This window comes from Rhizobium binxianense (assembly GCF_028994275.1).
GTDB lineage: Bacteria > Pseudomonadota > Alphaproteobacteria > Rhizobiales > Rhizobiaceae > Rhizobium > Rhizobium binxianense.
In genome coordinates this window covers 3,914,092-3,929,101 of sequence record NZ_CP118713.1, presented here as the reverse complement: position 1 = coordinate 3,929,101, position 15,010 = coordinate 3,914,092, and the positions used below count along the sequence as shown (strand labels likewise).

At 61.2% G+C, this 15,010-nt stretch carries 19 protein-coding genes; 13 read left to right on the top strand and 6 right to left on the bottom strand.

What is annotated here, in order from left to right:
- Window positions 1–645, top strand: coding sequence for an arylesterase (locus tag PO860_RS19270; protein WP_273884464.1), 645 nt, complete (start codon window positions 1–3; stop codon window positions 643–645).
- 68 nt (window positions 646–713) lie between these two features.
- Window positions 714–1,307 (top strand): RNA 2',3'-cyclic phosphodiesterase, encoded by a 594-nt coding sequence (thpR, locus tag PO860_RS19265; RefSeq protein WP_183608587.1) that lies wholly within the window; start codon window positions 714–716, stop codon window positions 1,305–1,307.
- Here thpR and PO860_RS19260 read toward each other — a convergent pair.
- Window positions 1,214–1,714 (bottom strand): low molecular weight protein-tyrosine-phosphatase, encoded by a 501-nt coding sequence (locus PO860_RS19260; RefSeq protein WP_273881402.1) that lies wholly within the window; start codon window positions 1,712–1,714, stop codon window positions 1,214–1,216. The genes thpR and PO860_RS19260 overlap by 94 nt on opposite strands.
- Window positions 1,715–1,748: 34 nt before the next feature.
- On the opposite strand from PO860_RS19260, the gene PO860_RS19255 reads away from it, so the two are divergent.
- Together PO860_RS19255 and PO860_RS19250 are read left to right on the top strand one after the other, a co-directional pair.
- Window positions 1,749–2,054 (top strand): 4a-hydroxytetrahydrobiopterin dehydratase, encoded by a 306-nt coding sequence (locus PO860_RS19255; RefSeq protein ID WP_183608589.1) that lies wholly within the window; start codon window positions 1,749–1,751, stop codon window positions 2,052–2,054.
- 66 nt (window positions 2,055–2,120) lie between these two features.
- On the top strand, window positions 2,121–2,510 hold the full coding sequence (locus PO860_RS19250; RefSeq protein ID WP_183608590.1) for a YkvA family protein: 390 nt from the start codon (window positions 2,121–2,123) through the stop codon (window positions 2,508–2,510).
- A gap of 28 nt (window positions 2,511–2,538) precedes the next feature.
- On the opposite strand, the gene PO860_RS19245 is transcribed toward PO860_RS19250, so the two are convergent.
- Window positions 2,539–3,099, bottom strand: a complete 561-nt coding sequence (locus PO860_RS19245) for a sigma-70 family RNA polymerase sigma factor (protein ID WP_273884465.1) — start codon at window positions 3,097–3,099, stop codon at window positions 2,539–2,541.
- Between the two features lie 334 nt (window positions 3,100–3,433).
- Between PO860_RS19245 and PO860_RS19240 the strand changes: the two genes are divergently transcribed.
- From PO860_RS19240 to PO860_RS19220, 5 genes are all read left to right on the top strand, one after another.
- Entirely contained in the window at window positions 3,434–3,943 is a 510-nt protein-coding gene (locus tag PO860_RS19240) for an invasion associated locus B family protein (protein WP_097610316.1), read from the top strand.
- Window positions 3,944–4,255: 312 nt separating this feature from the next.
- The gene (gene rlmN, locus PO860_RS19235) at window positions 4,256–5,485 is read left to right on the top strand and encodes a dual-specificity RNA methyltransferase RlmN (protein ID WP_273884467.1); all 1,230 of its coding nucleotides are present in this window, start codon (window positions 4,256–4,258) and stop codon (window positions 5,483–5,485) included.
- A 93-nt stretch (window positions 5,486–5,578) separates the two neighbouring features.
- Window positions 5,579–6,532, top strand: a complete 954-nt coding sequence (locus tag PO860_RS19230) for an ABC transporter substrate-binding protein (protein ID WP_273884468.1) — start codon at window positions 5,579–5,581, stop codon at window positions 6,530–6,532.
- Window positions 6,533–6,655: 123 nt separating this feature from the next.
- Entirely contained in the window at window positions 6,656–7,534 is an 879-nt protein-coding gene (locus tag PO860_RS19225; RefSeq protein WP_273881407.1) for an ABC transporter permease, read from the top strand.
- Entirely contained in the window at window positions 7,531–8,325 is a 795-nt protein-coding gene (locus PO860_RS19220) for an ABC transporter ATP-binding protein (protein ID WP_171604563.1), read from the top strand. Before PO860_RS19225 ends, PO860_RS19220 begins: the two co-directional genes overlap by 4 nt.
- 48 nt (window positions 8,326–8,373) lie before the next feature.
- On the opposite strand, the gene PO860_RS19215 is transcribed toward PO860_RS19220, so the two are convergent.
- On the bottom strand, window positions 8,374–9,015 hold the full coding sequence (locus PO860_RS19215) for a LysE family translocator (RefSeq protein ID WP_183608608.1): 642 nt from the start codon (window positions 9,013–9,015) through the stop codon (window positions 8,374–8,376).
- An 84-nt stretch (window positions 9,016–9,099) separates the two neighbouring features.
- Window positions 9,100–9,951, bottom strand: coding sequence for an SDR family NAD(P)-dependent oxidoreductase (locus PO860_RS19210; RefSeq protein ID WP_183608609.1), 852 nt, complete (start codon window positions 9,949–9,951; stop codon window positions 9,100–9,102).
- A gap of 84 nt (window positions 9,952–10,035) precedes the next feature.
- On the opposite strand from PO860_RS19210, the gene PO860_RS19205 reads away from it, so the two are divergent.
- From PO860_RS19205 to PO860_RS19195, 3 genes are all read left to right on the top strand, one after another.
- Entirely contained in the window at window positions 10,036–10,281 is a 246-nt protein-coding gene (locus PO860_RS19205; RefSeq protein ID WP_273881409.1) for a type II toxin-antitoxin system ParD family antitoxin, read from the top strand.
- On the top strand, window positions 10,278–10,568 hold the full coding sequence (locus PO860_RS19200) for a type II toxin-antitoxin system RelE/ParE family toxin (RefSeq protein WP_273884469.1): 291 nt from the start codon (window positions 10,278–10,280) through the stop codon (window positions 10,566–10,568). Before PO860_RS19205 ends, PO860_RS19200 begins: the two co-directional genes overlap by 4 nt.
- Before the next feature lie 106 nt (window positions 10,569–10,674).
- A complete protein-coding gene (locus tag PO860_RS19195; protein ID WP_183608611.1) occupies window positions 10,675–11,898 on the top strand; it encodes an argininosuccinate synthase in 1,224 nt (407 codons plus the stop codon).
- 55 nt (window positions 11,899–11,953) lie between these two features.
- Here the strand turns inward: PO860_RS19195 and PO860_RS19190 are convergent, their stop codons facing one another.
- Together PO860_RS19190 and PO860_RS19185 are read right to left on the bottom strand one after the other, a co-directional pair.
- On the bottom strand, window positions 11,954–13,180 hold the full coding sequence (locus PO860_RS19190; RefSeq protein ID WP_273884470.1) for an adenylosuccinate synthetase: 1,227 nt from the start codon (window positions 13,178–13,180) through the stop codon (window positions 11,954–11,956).
- 60 nt (window positions 13,181–13,240) lie between these two features.
- Complete coding sequence (locus tag PO860_RS19185; protein WP_273884472.1) at window positions 13,241–14,143, bottom strand: hypothetical protein; 903 nt, start codon at window positions 14,141–14,143, stop codon at window positions 13,241–13,243.
- A 170-nt stretch (window positions 14,144–14,313) separates the two neighbouring features.
- On the opposite strand from PO860_RS19185, the gene PO860_RS19180 reads away from it, so the two are divergent.
- Window positions 14,314–14,982, top strand: a complete 669-nt coding sequence (locus tag PO860_RS19180) for an NUDIX hydrolase (RefSeq protein WP_273884473.1) — start codon at window positions 14,314–14,316, stop codon at window positions 14,980–14,982.
- Window positions 14,983–15,010: the final 28 nt, after the last annotated feature.

Below are 15,010 nucleotides of genomic sequence, written 5' to 3'. Positions count from 1 at the left end.
ATGAGATTTAAAGTTGCCGCGCTTCAATTCACCGTCATCGCCGTTTCGCTGATCTTTGCCGCTGCAGCCAATGCCCGGACGATCAATCTCGTCGGTTTTGGGGACAGTTTGATGGCGGGCTATCAGCTGCCGCCCGGCGACGGTTTTCCGGAAAAGCTGCAGGCGGCCCTGAAGGCAAAGGGTCTCGACGTCACCATTGCCAATGCCGGGGTCTCCGGCGACACGACGACGGCAGGTCTTGCGCGCATCGACTGGTCGGTGCCCGACGGCACCGATGGGGTCATTCTCGAGCTTGGCGCCAACGATGCGTTGCGCGGCGTCCCGCCGGAGGAGAGCGAGAAGAATCTCGATCAAATGATTACCCGGCTAAAGGAGCGTGGGATTGCCGTGCTGCTCGCCGGTATCATAGCGCCGCCGAACATGGGAGCGGATTATGCCGCACGATTCAATCCGATCTATCAGAAACTCTCGGAAAAACATAAGCTTCCACTCTATGCCTTCTTTCTTGACGGCGTCGCGCTGGAGGCTGGGTTGAAGCTCGACGACGGCATGCATCCAAATGCGAGAGGGGTCGACGTCATGGTCGAAAAGATGGAGCCTGCTGTCACAAATTTCGTCGAAACGATTTCTACTGTGAAGAAATAGGGGCTTGCGCGGCCATTGATTGCGTGATTCCGTGTAAGCACCTGCAAAAGATTCGGGGAGTGCTCGTGATGCCGAGACTGTTTACCGCCCTCGAAATTCCGCGCAATGCGGCGATGAGCCTTTCATTGCTGCGCGGTGGCCTCCCCGGAGCACGATGGATCGATGTGGAGAATTACCACATCACCCTGCGCTTCATAGGTGATGTCGACGGCCGCACGGCCGATGAAATCGTCGAACGCCTCGACCGGATCGACCGGCCGGAATTCCAGTTCAGGCTCGAAGGTATCGGTTCCTTCGGCTCGAAGAAACCACATTCGGTCTGGGCCGGCGTTTCGCAATCGCCTGAAATGTATGCCCTGCAGGGTGAGATCGAGCGCATCTGCCAGCGCATCGGCCTGCCGCCGGATCCGCGCAAATTCACGCCGCATGTGACGCTGGCCCGGCTCAAATCCTCGCGGCTCGACGATGTCGTGCAATATCTGGCGGGTCGCGGCAATTTCCACACGGCGACCTTCACTGCGCCGCGCTTCGTGCTGCTGTCGTCGCGCGAATCGGTCGGCGGCGGCCCTTACCTCACCGAGGAAGTGTTTCCGCTGCACGAGGCACGTTCGACGCCCAGCGTTTCGAGCAGACTGCTGCAGCCGGCCAAGAGCCTGGTATAGACCAACTCGAAACCATCCGGGCCGCCATAATAGGGATCGGGAATATCCTCTCCCGTTCTCAGCGCGATCTCACCAAAGAGATGGATGTTTGCCCCAGGTCGTGCGCTCTTGCCGAGCGCCGCCAGATTTTGCCGGTCCATGGCCAGGATCAGGTCGAAATCCGAGAGGTCGCTCGGTCTGATGCGGCGGGCGCGCTGTCCTGATATATCGATACCGTGGCTTTTCGCGGTGGCGATCGAACGCCGGTCGGGCGGCTCACCTTCATGCCAGCCGCCGGTGCCGGCCGAATCGACCGTAAAATGGCCGGTCAAACCTGCTTCGGCGACGAGCTGACGAAGAATTCCCTCCGCGAGCGGAGAACGGCATATATTGCCCATGCAAACGAAGAGGATGCTGATGCGTTTCATCGGTAAACCTGTCGACAGATGAGAGGACGATCGCATGAAAATGGAAAAACTGGAACGGACGGCGGTCGAGGCTGAGCTGGCCGGGCTTGCAGGCTGGGCGCTCAACGATGCGGCCTCCGCGATCTCGAAGACATTCAAGTTTTCAAATTTCATCGAGGCTTTCGGATTCATGGCGCAGGCAGCACTCGCCGCCGAGAAGCTCAACCACCATCCCGAATGGTTCAACGTTTATTCCCGAGTGGATGTGACGCTCAACACGCATGATGCCGGCGGACTGACGGAGCTGGATTTCAAGCTTGCCAAAGCCATGGAGAAGGCTGCGGCGCGACGTGTCGTTTGAAAGTGGGGCCGATTGAAAGCCGGTCCGCCATCACCATATGTTCGCTTGGACGAAAGGGATGCAGGGATGGACGAGGTTAAATTCGGGGAAATCCTCTTGCCGGGCGACGACGACACCCAGAGCCGGCGCGAGAAGACCGTAAGGCAGAAATTCTGGCCGACGTTCCGGCGGGCGGTGCGGCAAATCCCCTTCTCTCGCGATGTGGTCGCCGGTTTCTATTGCGCGCTCGATCCGCAAACACCGACCAAGGTGCGCGGCGTGCTGCTTGCAGCGCTCGCCTATTTCGTCATGCCGATAGACATGATTCCCGATGTTTTCGCCGTCATCGGCTTTTCCGACGACATCGCTGTGCTCTCAGCCGCCTTCGCCATGGTGCGCGGCCATATCCGGCCCGGCCATTACGAAGCGGCCGACCGTGTTCTCGCCGACCGGCCGGAAGCGATGAAGACGATCTAAAGCGCTGCACAGTTTTGGGCGATATGCGTCAGGCGATTTCGCGTTCCAGCACCTTGCGAAGCTTGCCGAAGGCAAGCCGGATGCGCGATTTCACCGTGCCGAGCGGCAGCCCGGTTGATTCGGCGATCTCCGAATGCGATTGACCGAGGAAGAAGGCGGCGCGCAGCATGTCGCGCTGCTCCTCCGGCAATTGGCCGACAGCGGCGCGTATCTTGGCGTCGCGATCGTCATTGGCGATGATGTCTTCCGCGCCGATCTCGGCCGGCGGCTGCAGGGCCGGGTCGGTCTCATCGAAGATGCGGGTATTGGTGCGGCGCTGCAGGTCGATGCGGCGATTGCGGGCAATGCGGAAAAGCCAGGTCGAGAGTGAAGCTCGCGTCTCATCGTAGAGATCTGCCTTGTGCCAGAGCACGATCATGATCTCCTGCACCAGTTCCTCGGCCTCGCCCGACGTCATTTTCTGGCGCATCAGCCAGGCCTTCAGGCGGGGGGCGAAATAGTCGAACAGGATGGAAAAGGCCTGCTGGTCGCGATCCCTGGCGACGGCCTTCGCGAGGGAAGCGAAACGCTGTCTTTCCTCGGCATCCATGTCTCCTCACGAGCCCCCTGCGGCGAAATTTCGTCCCGGATTTCCAAGCCTTAATGAGGTACAACGGAAATGGGAAAGGTCAAACTCTTGCCTGAATCTTTGTGTCTTAAATTCAGCCGAACGGACGGCCAGTGCCATCGGGGCACCGTGTCGCGGCCGATACCGTCAAAGGGTCGAAAATGACATTCGAGCTGAAATGACACAGGCAAATACAAATCGCAGCTATTGTTGACCATTTGGTAACCTGAATTAAGTCAAAATAAAGCAGATCGTGATTATGCGGCGCCCGCTATGATCGCTTCGGGCCTTGAATCGCAAGAACCGGCAGGAATCCATGTTTGTAAAAAGTATCGTATCCGCTCTCGCACTCACCCTTGTTATGGCCGGAGTTGCGACAGCGCAGCAGGCCGCGCCGAACCGCATCCAGCAGTTCCAGGCATGGGGCGCCTACTCCTACAAGTCGGGGAACAGCACCGTCTGCTACGTGCTGTCCGTTCCGACGGCAAAGCAGCCGGCAAGCGTCGACCACGGCGACAACTTCTTCATCGTCTCGCAGCGTCCGGGCCAGAACATCTCTTATGAGCCGCAGGCGATGATGGGCTATACGGTGAAGGAAAATTCGAAGATCAATGTCGTCATCGACAACAAAACCTTCGTGATGTTCACCAAGGACAAGGCCGGCTGGGTCGAGAATGCCGCGCAGGAGCCGGCCCTGGTCGCGGCGATGAAGACCGGCCATTCGATGACGGTGAATGCCGTCTCGCGCAAGGGCACCGGCACCTCCTACAGCTATTCGCTCTCGGGCATCTCGGCGGCGCTGAAGCAGATCGAAAGCTGCAAGTAAGCAGCGTTTCGTCGACAGAGTTCAAAAGGCCGGCCTTGCGCCGGCCTTCGTTATTTCCATCTAGAGCCTTGCCGCGCTTTAGGTCCTTGGTTTCCGCAAAACCGCTGCACACTTTTGCGCGACATGCTTTGTAGTGACGCGCGAGCAAAATGATGCTAAAGGCCGCGCAAACAGCGGACAGATCGCGATGTCAGTCGCCGTCCGCCATCAATTTCTGCCAATGTGCCGTCATGCGCCCGCAGTCTTCCGGATCAGACCCTGAAGTCCGCGGCTTGCGAAACGGTTACGTGTTCGAATTCAGGATGAAAGACTATGTCCGTGATGGATGCGATCGTCGTCAACAAGCCCCAGGCCGCCCGCCTCTCTCCCGGTGTCGAGAAGCCGTCGCTGATCGGGCTGTCGCGCGAGGAGATGGCGGCAGCACTCCGTGAAAAGGGTGTGGCCGAGAAGCAGATCAAGATGCGCGTCGCGCAGCTCTGGAACTGGATCTATGTGCGCGGCGTCTCCGATTTCGACCATATGACCAATGTCGCCAAGGACATGCGGGAGATGCTCAAGCAGCATTTCACCATCGAGCGTCCCGAGATCGTCGAGGAGCAGGTCTCCAATGACGGCACGCGCAAATGGCTGCTGCGTTTTCCCGCCCGCGGCGCAGGCCGCCCGGTCGAGATCGAAGCCGTCTATATTCCGGAAGAGGGCCGCGGCACGCTCTGCATCTCCAGCCAGGTCGGCTGCACGCTGACCTGTTCCTTCTGTCATACCGGGACACAGCGGCTGGTGCGCAACCTGACGGCCGAGGAAATTCTGTCGCAGCTGCTGCTTGCCCGCGACCGGCTCGGCGACTTCCCGGATCGCGAAGCGCCGCAGGGAACGATCATGCCTGCCGAAGGCCGCAAGGTCAGCAACATCGTCATGATGGGCATGGGCGAGCCGCTCTATAATTTCGATGCCGTCAAGCAGGCATTGCTGATCGCCACCGATGGCGACGGCCTGTCGCTGTCCCGGCGCCGGGTGACGCTTTCCACCTCGGGCGTCGTGCCGGAGATCTTCCGCACCGGCGAGGAGATCGGCGTCATGCTGGCGATTTCGCTGCATGCGGTGCGCGACGACCTGCGCGATATTCTGGTGCCGATCAACAAGAAGTATCCGCTGAAGGAGTTGATCGATGCCTGCCGGGCCTATCCCGGCCTTTCGAACGCTCGGCGCATCACTTTCGAATATGTGATGTTGAAGGATGTCAACGACAGTCTGGAAGACGCCAAGGGGCTGATCAAGCTGTTGAAGGGCGTGCCGGCGAAGATCAACCTCATTCCGTTCAATCCCTGGCCCGGCACCAACTATCAGTGTTCCGACTGGGAGCAGATCGAGAAATTCGCCGATTTCATCAATTCGGCAGGTTATGCCTCGCCGATCCGCACGCCGCGCGGCCGCGACATTCTTGCCGCCTGCGGCCAGCTGAAATCGGAATCCGAGCGCATGCGCAAGACCGAGCGTCTGGCCTTCGAGGCGATGATGATCGCCAATCACGGCGCCGACGACTGATCAGCAAGTTTGATCCTCGCTACAATTCTCCTGCATTGATTTAAGCATGCGCTTTTCCTAATAGTGCCGCCAAAATCATTCAGGAGGACACCCATGCGCCCGATTCTGCTCGCTCTTGCCGCCACTTTGGCCCTTTCCCTGCCGGCAAAGGCTGACAATGTGACGGTTGCCGTGACGGCGATCGTCGAGCACCCGGCGCTGGATGCAGCCCGCAAAGGCGTTCTCGATGCGCTGACGGCTGCCGGCTACAAGGAAGGCGAGAACCTGAAATTCGTGTTCGAGTCGGCGCAGGGCAATCCGGCCACCGCTGCCCAGATCGCCCGCCAGTTCGCCGGCGACGAGCCCAATGTCATCGTGCCGATCTCCACGCCCTCGGCCCAGGCGGTCGTTTCCTCGACGCGTGACATTCCGGTCGTCTTCACCGCCGTCTCCGATCCGCTCGGCGCCCAGCTCGTCAAGGATATGGACAAGCCCAGCGGCAACGTCACCGGCCTTTCCGACATGTCGCCGGTGGCCGAGCATCTGGCGCTGATCAAGGAAATCGTGCCGAACGCGAAAACCATCGGTTATCTCTACAATTCCGGCGAAGCGAATTCCGTTTCGCTGCTCGCTGTCTTGAAGGCCGAGGCCGAAAAGGCCGGACTGACGGTTGTGGAATCGGCCGCCACCAAGTCGGCCGAGGTCCAGGGCGCAGCACGCGCTCTCGTCGGACGCGCCGATGTGATCTACGTCCCGACCGACAACACGATCATCTCGGCGCTCGAAGGTGCTGTCGCGGTTGCCGAAGAGAGCAAGCTGCCGCTCTTCACCGCCGATACGGATTCGGTTTCGCGCGGTTCGATCGCCGCCCTCGGCTTCAACTATTACGATGTCGGCAAGCAGACCGGCGAGATCGTCGTGCGGGTGCTGAAGGGCGAAAACCCCGGCGACATCGCGGTCAAGACCGCCGCCGGTAGCGACCTCGTCGTCAACAAGGCCGCAGCTCAGAACATGGGCGTCACCCTGCCGCAAAGCGTGCTTTCGCGCGCCAACAAAGTCATCGAATAATCGGCCATAATTTCATCGGCTTATCCGCATTCAGCCGCCCCCGTTTGCACGGGGGCGGCTCCCTGTATTAAAAGGCTCCGGTTTCGCGACGGGCGGAACGGACACAAAAAGGGGCTGAAAGCCTTGAGCCAAATCGCATTCTGGGGAGCCGTCGAGCTCGGCCTGGTTTATTCCTTCGTCGCTCTCGGCGTTTATCTCGCTTTCCGCGTTCTCGACTTTCCCGACTTGACGGTGGACGGTTCCTTTCCGCTCGGCGCGGCGGTGACCGCGGTGCTGATCATTGCCGGCGTCAATGCCTGGCTCGCGGCGCTGATCGCGATGGCGTCCGGTGCCGGCGCCGGCATGGTGACGGCGCTGCTCAACGTGCGCTTCAAGATCCTCAATCTGCTCGCCTCGATCCTGACGATGATTGCGCTGTTTTCCGTCAATCTCAGGGTGATGGGTAAACCCAATGTCGCCCTTATCAATGCCGATACGATGATCAGCCCGTTCTTCGGCCATGGCCTGCGTGATTTCTACGTGCGGCCGCTCTTCGTCGGCGTGCTCGTGATCGTCGCGCTCATCCTGGTCTGGCGCTTCCTGGAAAGTGATGCCGGGCTTGCCATGCGGGCGACCGGCGCCAATGCAAGGATGGCCCGCGCCCAGGGCGTCGATACCAACCGGCAGATCTATCTCGGCATGGCGATCTCCAATGCGCTGGTCGCCTTCGGTGGTGCGCTGTTTGCTCAGACGAACGGCTTTGCCGACGTCACCTCAGGCGTCGGCACGATCGTCGTCGGGCTTGCCGCCGTCATCATCGGCGAGACGTTGCTCGGGCGGCGCGGTCTGCTGATTGCGTTGATCGGCTGCGTGCTCGGCTCGATCCTCTATCGCATCGCGATCCAGCTGGCGCTTTCGAGCGATGTCATCGGCTTGCAGGCATCCGACCTCAATTTCGTGACGGCGGTGCTGGTGACCGTGGCGCTCATCCTTCCCCGTCTTCGCGGAGGTGCCGCATCGTGATCAGCGTCAAGGACATCAAGGTTGTTTTCGGGCGCGGCACGCCGCTGCAGAAGCAGGCGCTGAACGGCGTCAGCCTGACCATCGAGCAAGGCTCCTTCGTCACCGTCATCGGCTCCAACGGCGCCGGCAAATCGACATTGCTCGGCGTGCTCGCCGGCGACGTCATTCCGAGCGAAGGGCAAGTGCTGATCGGCAAGCACGAGGTCACACGCAAATCGACGGCGGCGCGCGCCGGCCTGGTGGCGCGTGTCTTCCAGGATCCGCTGACGGGAAGCTGCGGCGCCTTGTCGATCGAGGAAAATCTCGCTCTGGCGGCCCGGCGTGGAGAGAAGCGCGGACTTGTATCGGCGCTCGGCAGCAAGCGGCGCGACTATTTCAAGGAACGGATCGCCGAGCTCAATCTCGGTCTGGAGAACCGCCTGAAAGACCGCATGGATCTGCTCTCCGGCGGGCAGCGGCAGGCCGTTTCTCTCGTCATGGCGACGCTGGCGGGCTCGGAAGTGCTGTTGCTCGACGAACATACGGCAGCACTCGATCCTGGGATGGCTGAGTTCGTGATGAACCTGACGCAGAAGATCGTTGCCGAGCGCAAGCTGACGACGATGATGGTGACGCACTCGATGCGGCAGGCGCTGGATTACGGCCACCGCACGATTATGCTGCATGGCGGCGAGATCGTTCTCGATGTGGCGGGTGACAACAGAAAGAACCTGCAGGTCGAGGACCTGATCGCCATGTTCCGCAAGATGCGCGGCCAGACGCTCGATGACGATGCGTTGCTGATCGGCTAGCTAACGCCGACAGCGTGCGGATCGCTTCGCGACCGCGGGATCGGCTGATTATCTGGCCTGGGTGAGCAGGATCTTGGCAGCGAAGATCGAGAAGACGCCGGCGAAGGTATAGTCCATGCCGCGCAGCACCTTCCTGTTGTTCTGCAGCCAGGAGGCCAGCCAGTCGGCGGCAAAGACCACGCCGGCATTGACCGGCATACCGATCAGGATGAAGCAAAGCCCAAGGAAAAGCAGCTTCTGCGTGACGGCGGGATCGCCGGCGCTGACGAATTGCGGCAGGAAGGTCATGAAGAAGATGATGACCTTGGGGTTCAGAAGATTGACCCAGAAACCCGACGAGATGTTCGAAAGTGCGGTGCCCTTCTGCTCTTCGACCTTGGCGACGGTGAGCTTGGAGCCGAAGCGGATCGCCTGTAGCGCCAGCCAGAACAGATAGGCAGCACCGCCGGTCTTCAGGATCAGGAAGGCGGTCGGTGAGGCGGTGATCAGCGCCGAAATGCCGAAAGCGACCAGCATGGTGTGGACGACGATGCCGAGGCTGGTGCCGACGACGACGAAAAGGGCCGCTTTCCTGCCCTGGGCCAGCGAACGGCTGATCGACAGCGTCATGTCTGGACCCGGGGTCGCCGCCAGCAATAGCGTCGCGGCGGCAAAGGCCAAAAGGGTCGGCAGGCTGGGCAGGAAATCCATGGCACACTCTGAAAGCCGGGAAGATCGAAGGATTTCTTACCCGGCTTTCAGAAAATTACCAATCAAACCTTCTAATAGCGCCGATCACTTCTGTTCCAGGTAGGCCTTGAACTTCTCCGCATAGTCCTTGTGCCAGCGTGACAGCGGCGGACGGTTCTCGATGATATCGCCGGCTGCCCAGGCCATGCGGCGTTCGTCGACCGGGCGCGCCACGTCATTGTCGGGGCAGAGAATATAGAAATCGCCGCGTTCTAGGCTCTCGACCATGAAATCGACCGTCTGCTCCGGCGTCCAGGCGGCGGCCGGTTTTTCCGAGCGGTCGCCCTTGGTGAGGCCGGTGAAGACGAAGCCGGGAATCAGAAGATGGGCGGAAATCTTCCCGCCCTCGATGTTGCGAAGTTCATGCTCCAGCGCTTCGGTGAAGACTTTCACGCCTGATTTGGAGATGTTGTAGGCGGGGTTGCCGGGCGGCGTGGTGATGCCCTGCTTGGAGCCGGTGTTGATGATCAGGCCAGGCTCGCCATGCGACAGCATTTTCGGACCGAAGGTGCGGGTGCCGTTGATCACGCCCATCAGGTTGACGGCGAAGATATGGTCCCAGTTCGCCTGCGGGCTGAAGATCGAGGTTTCCGGGCCGATGCCGGCATTGTTCATCAGCACGTGCACACGGCCGAAACGCTGGAGCACGGTGCGTTCGAGCGCTTCCAGGGATTCCTTGACTGCGACGTCGGTCTCGACCGCCATCACATTTTCCTCGCCGGCAATGGCCTTGAGTTCGTCGGCGGCATGGGCCAGCCGATCGCCGCCGAGATCGGCGATCGCCACGCTCATGCCGCGTCCGGCGAAATATTTCGCCGCGGCAAGGCCGATGCCGGAGGCGCCGCCGGTGATGACGGCAACATTGGACTTCTTGAAAATGTCTTGAATATTGGTCACGGGCAGCCTCTCCTCGAGCATTGTTCGGACGCTGGCGAATATGGTAGTTTCGATGTGCAAGTCAAACCTGCGAGGTACCCGCGCGTGGCCAAGGTCGTGTCCATCAGAATCGATGATCACATGGAAGAATTTATCGGCAATCAGCTCGATCAGGGAACTTATGGCTCTGCAGACGAGGTGATCGACGCCGGTTTGAGGCTTTTGCAGCGCGAGGCGGAGCTTGCAGCAATCGAGGCAGCCATTATCGACGGTGAGAAATCCGGCAAGCCACGGCCTTTTGATTTTGATGCTTTTATGGAGGGGAAGCGAGCACGCCGCAGCCGCCAATGAAAACGCTTGCTCTCTCGCCAGCCGCTGCCGACGATATCGACAGGATTTATGACTATACCGAAGAGAAATGGGGGCAGGATCAAGCGGAGGACTATATCCTTGCACTCCGGGATGACTGCGGGGCGCTTGCAGCACAGACAAAGCGTGGCCGCAAAATCATTGGATTGAGGAGCGGCTACACCGCTCTGGCGTTTCGCTCGCATTTCATCATTTACGCTGATACCGAAGAAGCGTTGATAGTTATTCGCATCCTGCATCGGCGCATGAATATCGCGGCCCATCTCTAAACTGGGCTTGTGGTGTCCGGCTTGCCCTTGCGTCACGCGCCAATCTCGCTAAAAGTGCCGCGATACCGGGTTTTCGCCGGCCTTTTATGCAACGGACCTCATCATCATGGCATCATACAAAGACGTGAAGAAAGTCGTTCTCGCCTATTCCGGCGGTCTCGACACCTCGATCATCCTGAAGTGGCTGCAGACGGAACTCGGCGCCGAAGTCGTCACCTTCACCGCCGATCTCGGCCAGGGCGAAGAGCTGGAGCCGGCGCGCAAGAAGGCCGAGATGCTCGGCATCAAGGAGATCTATATCGAGGATGTGCGCGAGGAATTCGTGCGCGATTTCGTCTTCCCGATGTTCCGCGCCAATGCCGTCTACGAAGGCGTCTACCTGCTCGGCACGTCGATCGCCCGGCCGCTGATTTCCAAGCATCTGATCGATATCGCCCGCAAGACGGGCGCGGATGCGATCGCCCACGGTGCGACCGGCAAGGGCAACGACCAGGTCCGCTTCGAACTCTCCGCCTATGCGCTGAACCCCGACATCAAGATCATCGCGCCGTGGCGCGACTGGGCGTTCAAGAGCCGCACCGACCTGCTTGCCTTTGCCGAGCAGCATCAGATCCCGGTTGCCAAGGACAAGAAGGGCGAGGCGCCGTTCTCCGTCGACGCCAACCTTCTGCATTCCTCTTCCGAGGGCAAGGTTCTCGAGGACCCCGCTCAGGAGGCGCCGGAATATGTGCATATGCGCACGATCTCGCCTGAGGCTGCGCCCGACAAGGCGACGGTGATCAAGGTCGGCTTCCGCAAGGGCGATGCGGTCTCGATCAACGGTGTCGAGATGTCGCCGGCGACGCTGCTCGCGACACTTAACAATTACGGCCGCGACAACGGCATCGGCCGTCTCGATCTGGTCGAGAACCGCTTTGTCGGCATGAAGTCGCGTGGCGTCTACGAAACACCAGGCGGCACGATCCTGCTCTCGGCGCACCGCGCCATCGAATCGATCACGCTCGACCGCGGTGCTGCCCATCTCAAGGACGAGATCATGCCGCGTTACGCCGAGCTGATCTATTACGGCTTCTGGTTCTCGCCGGAGCGCGAGATGCTGCAGGCGCTGATCGACAAGAGCCAGGAGCATGTCGAAGGCGAAGTGACGCTGAAGCTCTACAAGGGCAATGTCATGGTCATCGGCCGCGAGAGCGAAAAGTCGCTCTATTCCGACAAGCTCGTCACCTTCGAGGACGACCAGGGCGCCTACGACCAGAAGGATGCGGCCGGCTTCATCAAGCTCAATGCGCTGCGCCTGCGCACGCTCGGCAAACGCAACCTCGCGAAGTAATCACGCTGCGCCTTCGAATTCGACAGGAGCCCGCCGGCATGCCGCGCGGGCTCTTTTATTGCGCCGCGATTCGCGCGGCATCGACATCCACACACAGCCTGACATTACCGCGGCGCGGTCCCCAGCTTTCGGCGGAGAGCGGCAGGCCGACAAGCTCCGATATGCGCGCTGCCGCTATGGCAGGATCAAGCCGCATTGCCTCTCCGCGATCCGTCACGGCAAAGCCATCGTCGGCCTGATCGAGGCAGGTCACCGCCAGCCCGGCGCTGACCGTGATACCGCTGCGCTCCAACGCCAGATCGTGGGCAATGGCGTCGCGCAACACGCCGAGATCGAGCGGGGCGAGCCTGAGGCTACCCTGCCACTCGTTTGGCGCGTTGGTGGGATCAACGACTTTGATGCCGGGCAGAGCGGAAATTTCCCCTTTGAGGGGGCCCGCGCCGTGCCGGGTGGTATAGCAGCGCGTCGCATATGTTGCGTTGAGCTCGGTGATGCCGGCCTCGGCTGATATAGCGAGCATGTTTGAGAGCCCGGTATTCGAGCGGGTGACATGGGGAAAGCCGCCGCCATCCTGATCGAGCAGCAAACCTTGGGCGGCCTCGAAGATCACAGCGCCGCGCTCGCACAGCCGTCGGTCGGGCCAGAGCGTGACGCGGTCGAGATAGGCGGCGCAATCGGCCTCGAAGCGGGCGATGGTGGTTTCGTCAGCCAGTGCGGCGGCAAGGTCTGCGGGCAAGGCGGTGATGCCGAGCGCGGCAAGCCGGACCGGCACCCAGGCGTCGCGGATGAAGACCAGGCGGTCGTGCAGATCGGGGCGGAACAGATCTTTCGTCGACAGGGCGAATTCCGGGCGCAGATTGCGCTCGACGGTCTCGCCGAAGCCGAGGCCGCAACTGCCGTGACGGGCGGCGCCGCGCGCCAGCTCCAGGGCCTGATTGATGATGACGTCGAACGGCGTCGTCACCGAGGCGCGCGGATCGCTGCTGATGTCGGGCTTGACATCAAGCGCATCGAGGGCCGCCAATTCGTCGAGCAGCAGCATCGGATGGGCGACGAAGAAGCGGCTGAAATGGCTGGCGGCCCCGGCAAAGCTGCCGGAGCCGATATGGTGAAAGACATGGCGGGCGCCGGCCTCACCAACCACCGTGTGGCCGGCTTGCGCACCGCCGTTGCTGCGAACCACCACGGCCGCCGGTGTCGCCGCGGCAAGGCGATCGACCATTAGTCCCTTGCCTTCGTCGCCGTAAAGCGCGCCGATCACGGCCTGTGCTTCGGTACTCATCATTCTGCTCCTCAAAAGGGCGCCCGAAGCGATCGCGCCGGGGCTCTTGGAATATCTGATTTAGAAGAAAGGCAGCAGACGCCGCTTCGGGCGTTCGCCGATGGCTTTAGCGACGACTGCGGCTGCCGCACCGGGCCAGCTGGCGGCCACGTCGCCGGGGTCGCGACCCTCGGTGATCTCGATGATCGACACCACCAACTCGGCAATACGCCTGTAATCATCGAGCACGAAGGTGCGGCCGGGCAGCAGCGGCTGCCAGCTCGCGAGCACCCGGTCGAGCCTGGTGGCCGCATAGCCTTCGCGGATGATGATGTGGAAGACTTCGTAGGATCTCTGCGCCATCGCGAGGCATTCCCGGGCGCTCAGACCGCGCGGCGCTTCGATGCCGAAGATGCGGGCGATCTGATGGGCGGCCAGGCCATTGTGCACCGGCTCGTCGCCGATGGTGAAGAGATAGCCCTTGCGGCCGCGTCTTTCGAAGGCATCGGTCGAGGTCTTGAGAGCCGCCAAAAGATGGGCGGCGCTGTAGCTCTCGCCGTCATTGCCGCCGCCATTGCCTTCCAGCCACAAGGCGCGGATCTGGCTGGCAAGCGAGATATCGGCCTCGAACTGGGTCGCCTGCAGAGGTGCTGCATCGGTAAACGCATCTCCGACCGCCGCCACCATGATGTGCGGATCGGATACCGGACGGCGGTCGTAGATCTCCGATGTCAGGGTGATGAGCCCGCCGCGCATCAGCTCGTGGGCGATCATGCCCATCGAGCCGGTCACATCCGAGGCCAGAATAATCGGAGTCGATTGCGGATTGTAGGCGCTGTCGCGGCTCTCGCGGGCGGCAAAGCGCGCCGGATCGAATTGCGGATCGATGCCGGTGGCGCCGAAGACTTCGGACCGGCTGCGGCCATCCACATGGCGTGCATTGTAGGCGGCCCAGTCGGCCGTGCTGAAACGTCCCATACCCATGGCGTCACTCCTTTGCTTTTGTCCTGGCGATTCGGCGTGGGCGTCACCCGCTGCCGTTCGATGCCTATGATATAAACTTGCAAAGTGCATTTTGCAAGTTGCTATTTGCAAATTGTTATTTTTATGACTGGCGGCTATGAGAGCCGGAACATGCAAGCGGGGAGATGTTGATGGCAGAGGCTGAATTCGCACGGCCGATCGTGACGGTCGACATCGTCCTGCTGACGCTGCACGAAGGACGGCTGTGCGGGGCGCTGCTGCCGCGGTCCGCCGAACCGTTTGCCGGCGTTCCGGCGCTGATCGGCGGCTACGTGCATACGGACGAGGACGCCGATGCGGAGGCAGCCGTGCGGCGCATCCTCAAGGTCAAGGCCGGGCTCGAGGGCATATTCTTCGAACAGCTCGCGACCTTCGCTTCGGCGCGGCGCGACCCCCGCGACTGGTCGGTGTCGATCGCCTATTTTGCCCTGGTTCCGCGGGGAGCGCTGACGGGCGGCGCCGGCCCCCTCGAATTACGGCCGGTCGAGGCGGTTGGCGAATTGCCCTTCGACCACAATGCGATCGTCACCGCCGCCCTGGAGCGGCTGCGCGGCAAGGGCGCATATTCGACCATTCCGGCGAGGCTGCTTCCGGAGATCTTCACCATGTCGGAACTGCAGGCAATTTATGAAACGGTGATGGGCGAACGGCTGGACCAAAGCGCCTTTCGCCGCAAGATCAACGATCTCGATCTGCTCGAACCGGTCGAGGGCGAAAAACGGCAGACCGAGCGGGCGCGGCGTCCGACGACACTCTATCGGTTGAAGACGCCATTGGCCCTGTTCGACAGGAGAATCTGAGCGAAATATTCCCTTCGCCCGGAAGCTG

Excerpts from the sequence above, each read along its gene's own strand:
- thpR (WP_183608587.1), top strand. The coding sequence starts at position 714 with ATGCCGAGACTGTTTACCGCCCTCGAAATTCCGCGCAATGCGGCGATG.
- PO860_RS19230 (WP_273884468.1), top strand. The coding sequence starts at position 5,579 with ATGCGCCCGATTCTGCTCGCTCTTGCCGCCACTTTGGCCCTTTCCCTG.
- PO860_RS19180 (WP_273884473.1), top strand. The coding sequence starts at position 14,314 with ATGGCAGAGGCTGAATTCGCACGGCCGATCGTGACGGTCGACATCGTC.
- PO860_RS19190 (WP_273884470.1), bottom strand. The coding sequence starts at position 13,180 with ATGAGTACCGAAGCACAGGCCGTGATCGGCGCGCTTTACGGCGACGAA.
- PO860_RS19245 (WP_273884465.1), bottom strand. The coding sequence starts at position 3,099 with ATGGATGCCGAGGAAAGACAGCGTTTCGCTTCCCTCGCGAAGGCCGTC.
- PO860_RS19185 (WP_273884472.1), bottom strand. The coding sequence starts at position 14,143 with ATGGGTATGGGACGTTTCAGCACGGCCGACTGGGCCGCCTACAATGCA.
- PO860_RS19270 (WP_273884464.1), top strand. The coding sequence starts at position 1 with ATGAGATTTAAAGTTGCCGCGCTTCAATTCACCGTCATCGCCGTTTCG.
- rlmN (WP_273884467.1), top strand. The coding sequence starts at position 4,256 with ATGTCCGTGATGGATGCGATCGTCGTCAACAAGCCCCAGGCCGCCCGC.
- PO860_RS19255 (WP_183608589.1), top strand. The coding sequence starts at position 1,749 with ATGAAAATGGAAAAACTGGAACGGACGGCGGTCGAGGCTGAGCTGGCC.
- PO860_RS19215 (WP_183608608.1), bottom strand. The coding sequence starts at position 9,015 with ATGGATTTCCTGCCCAGCCTGCCGACCCTTTTGGCCTTTGCCGCCGCG.
- PO860_RS19260 (WP_273881402.1), bottom strand. The coding sequence starts at position 1,714 with ATGAAACGCATCAGCATCCTCTTCGTTTGCATGGGCAATATATGCCGT.
- PO860_RS19200 (WP_273884469.1), top strand. The coding sequence starts at position 10,278 with ATGAAAACGCTTGCTCTCTCGCCAGCCGCTGCCGACGATATCGACAGG.
- PO860_RS19250 (WP_183608590.1), top strand. The coding sequence starts at position 2,121 with ATGGACGAGGTTAAATTCGGGGAAATCCTCTTGCCGGGCGACGACGAC.
- PO860_RS19195 (WP_183608611.1), top strand. The coding sequence starts at position 10,675 with ATGGCATCATACAAAGACGTGAAGAAAGTCGTTCTCGCCTATTCCGGC.
- PO860_RS19240 (WP_097610316.1), top strand. The coding sequence starts at position 3,434 with ATGTTTGTAAAAAGTATCGTATCCGCTCTCGCACTCACCCTTGTTATG.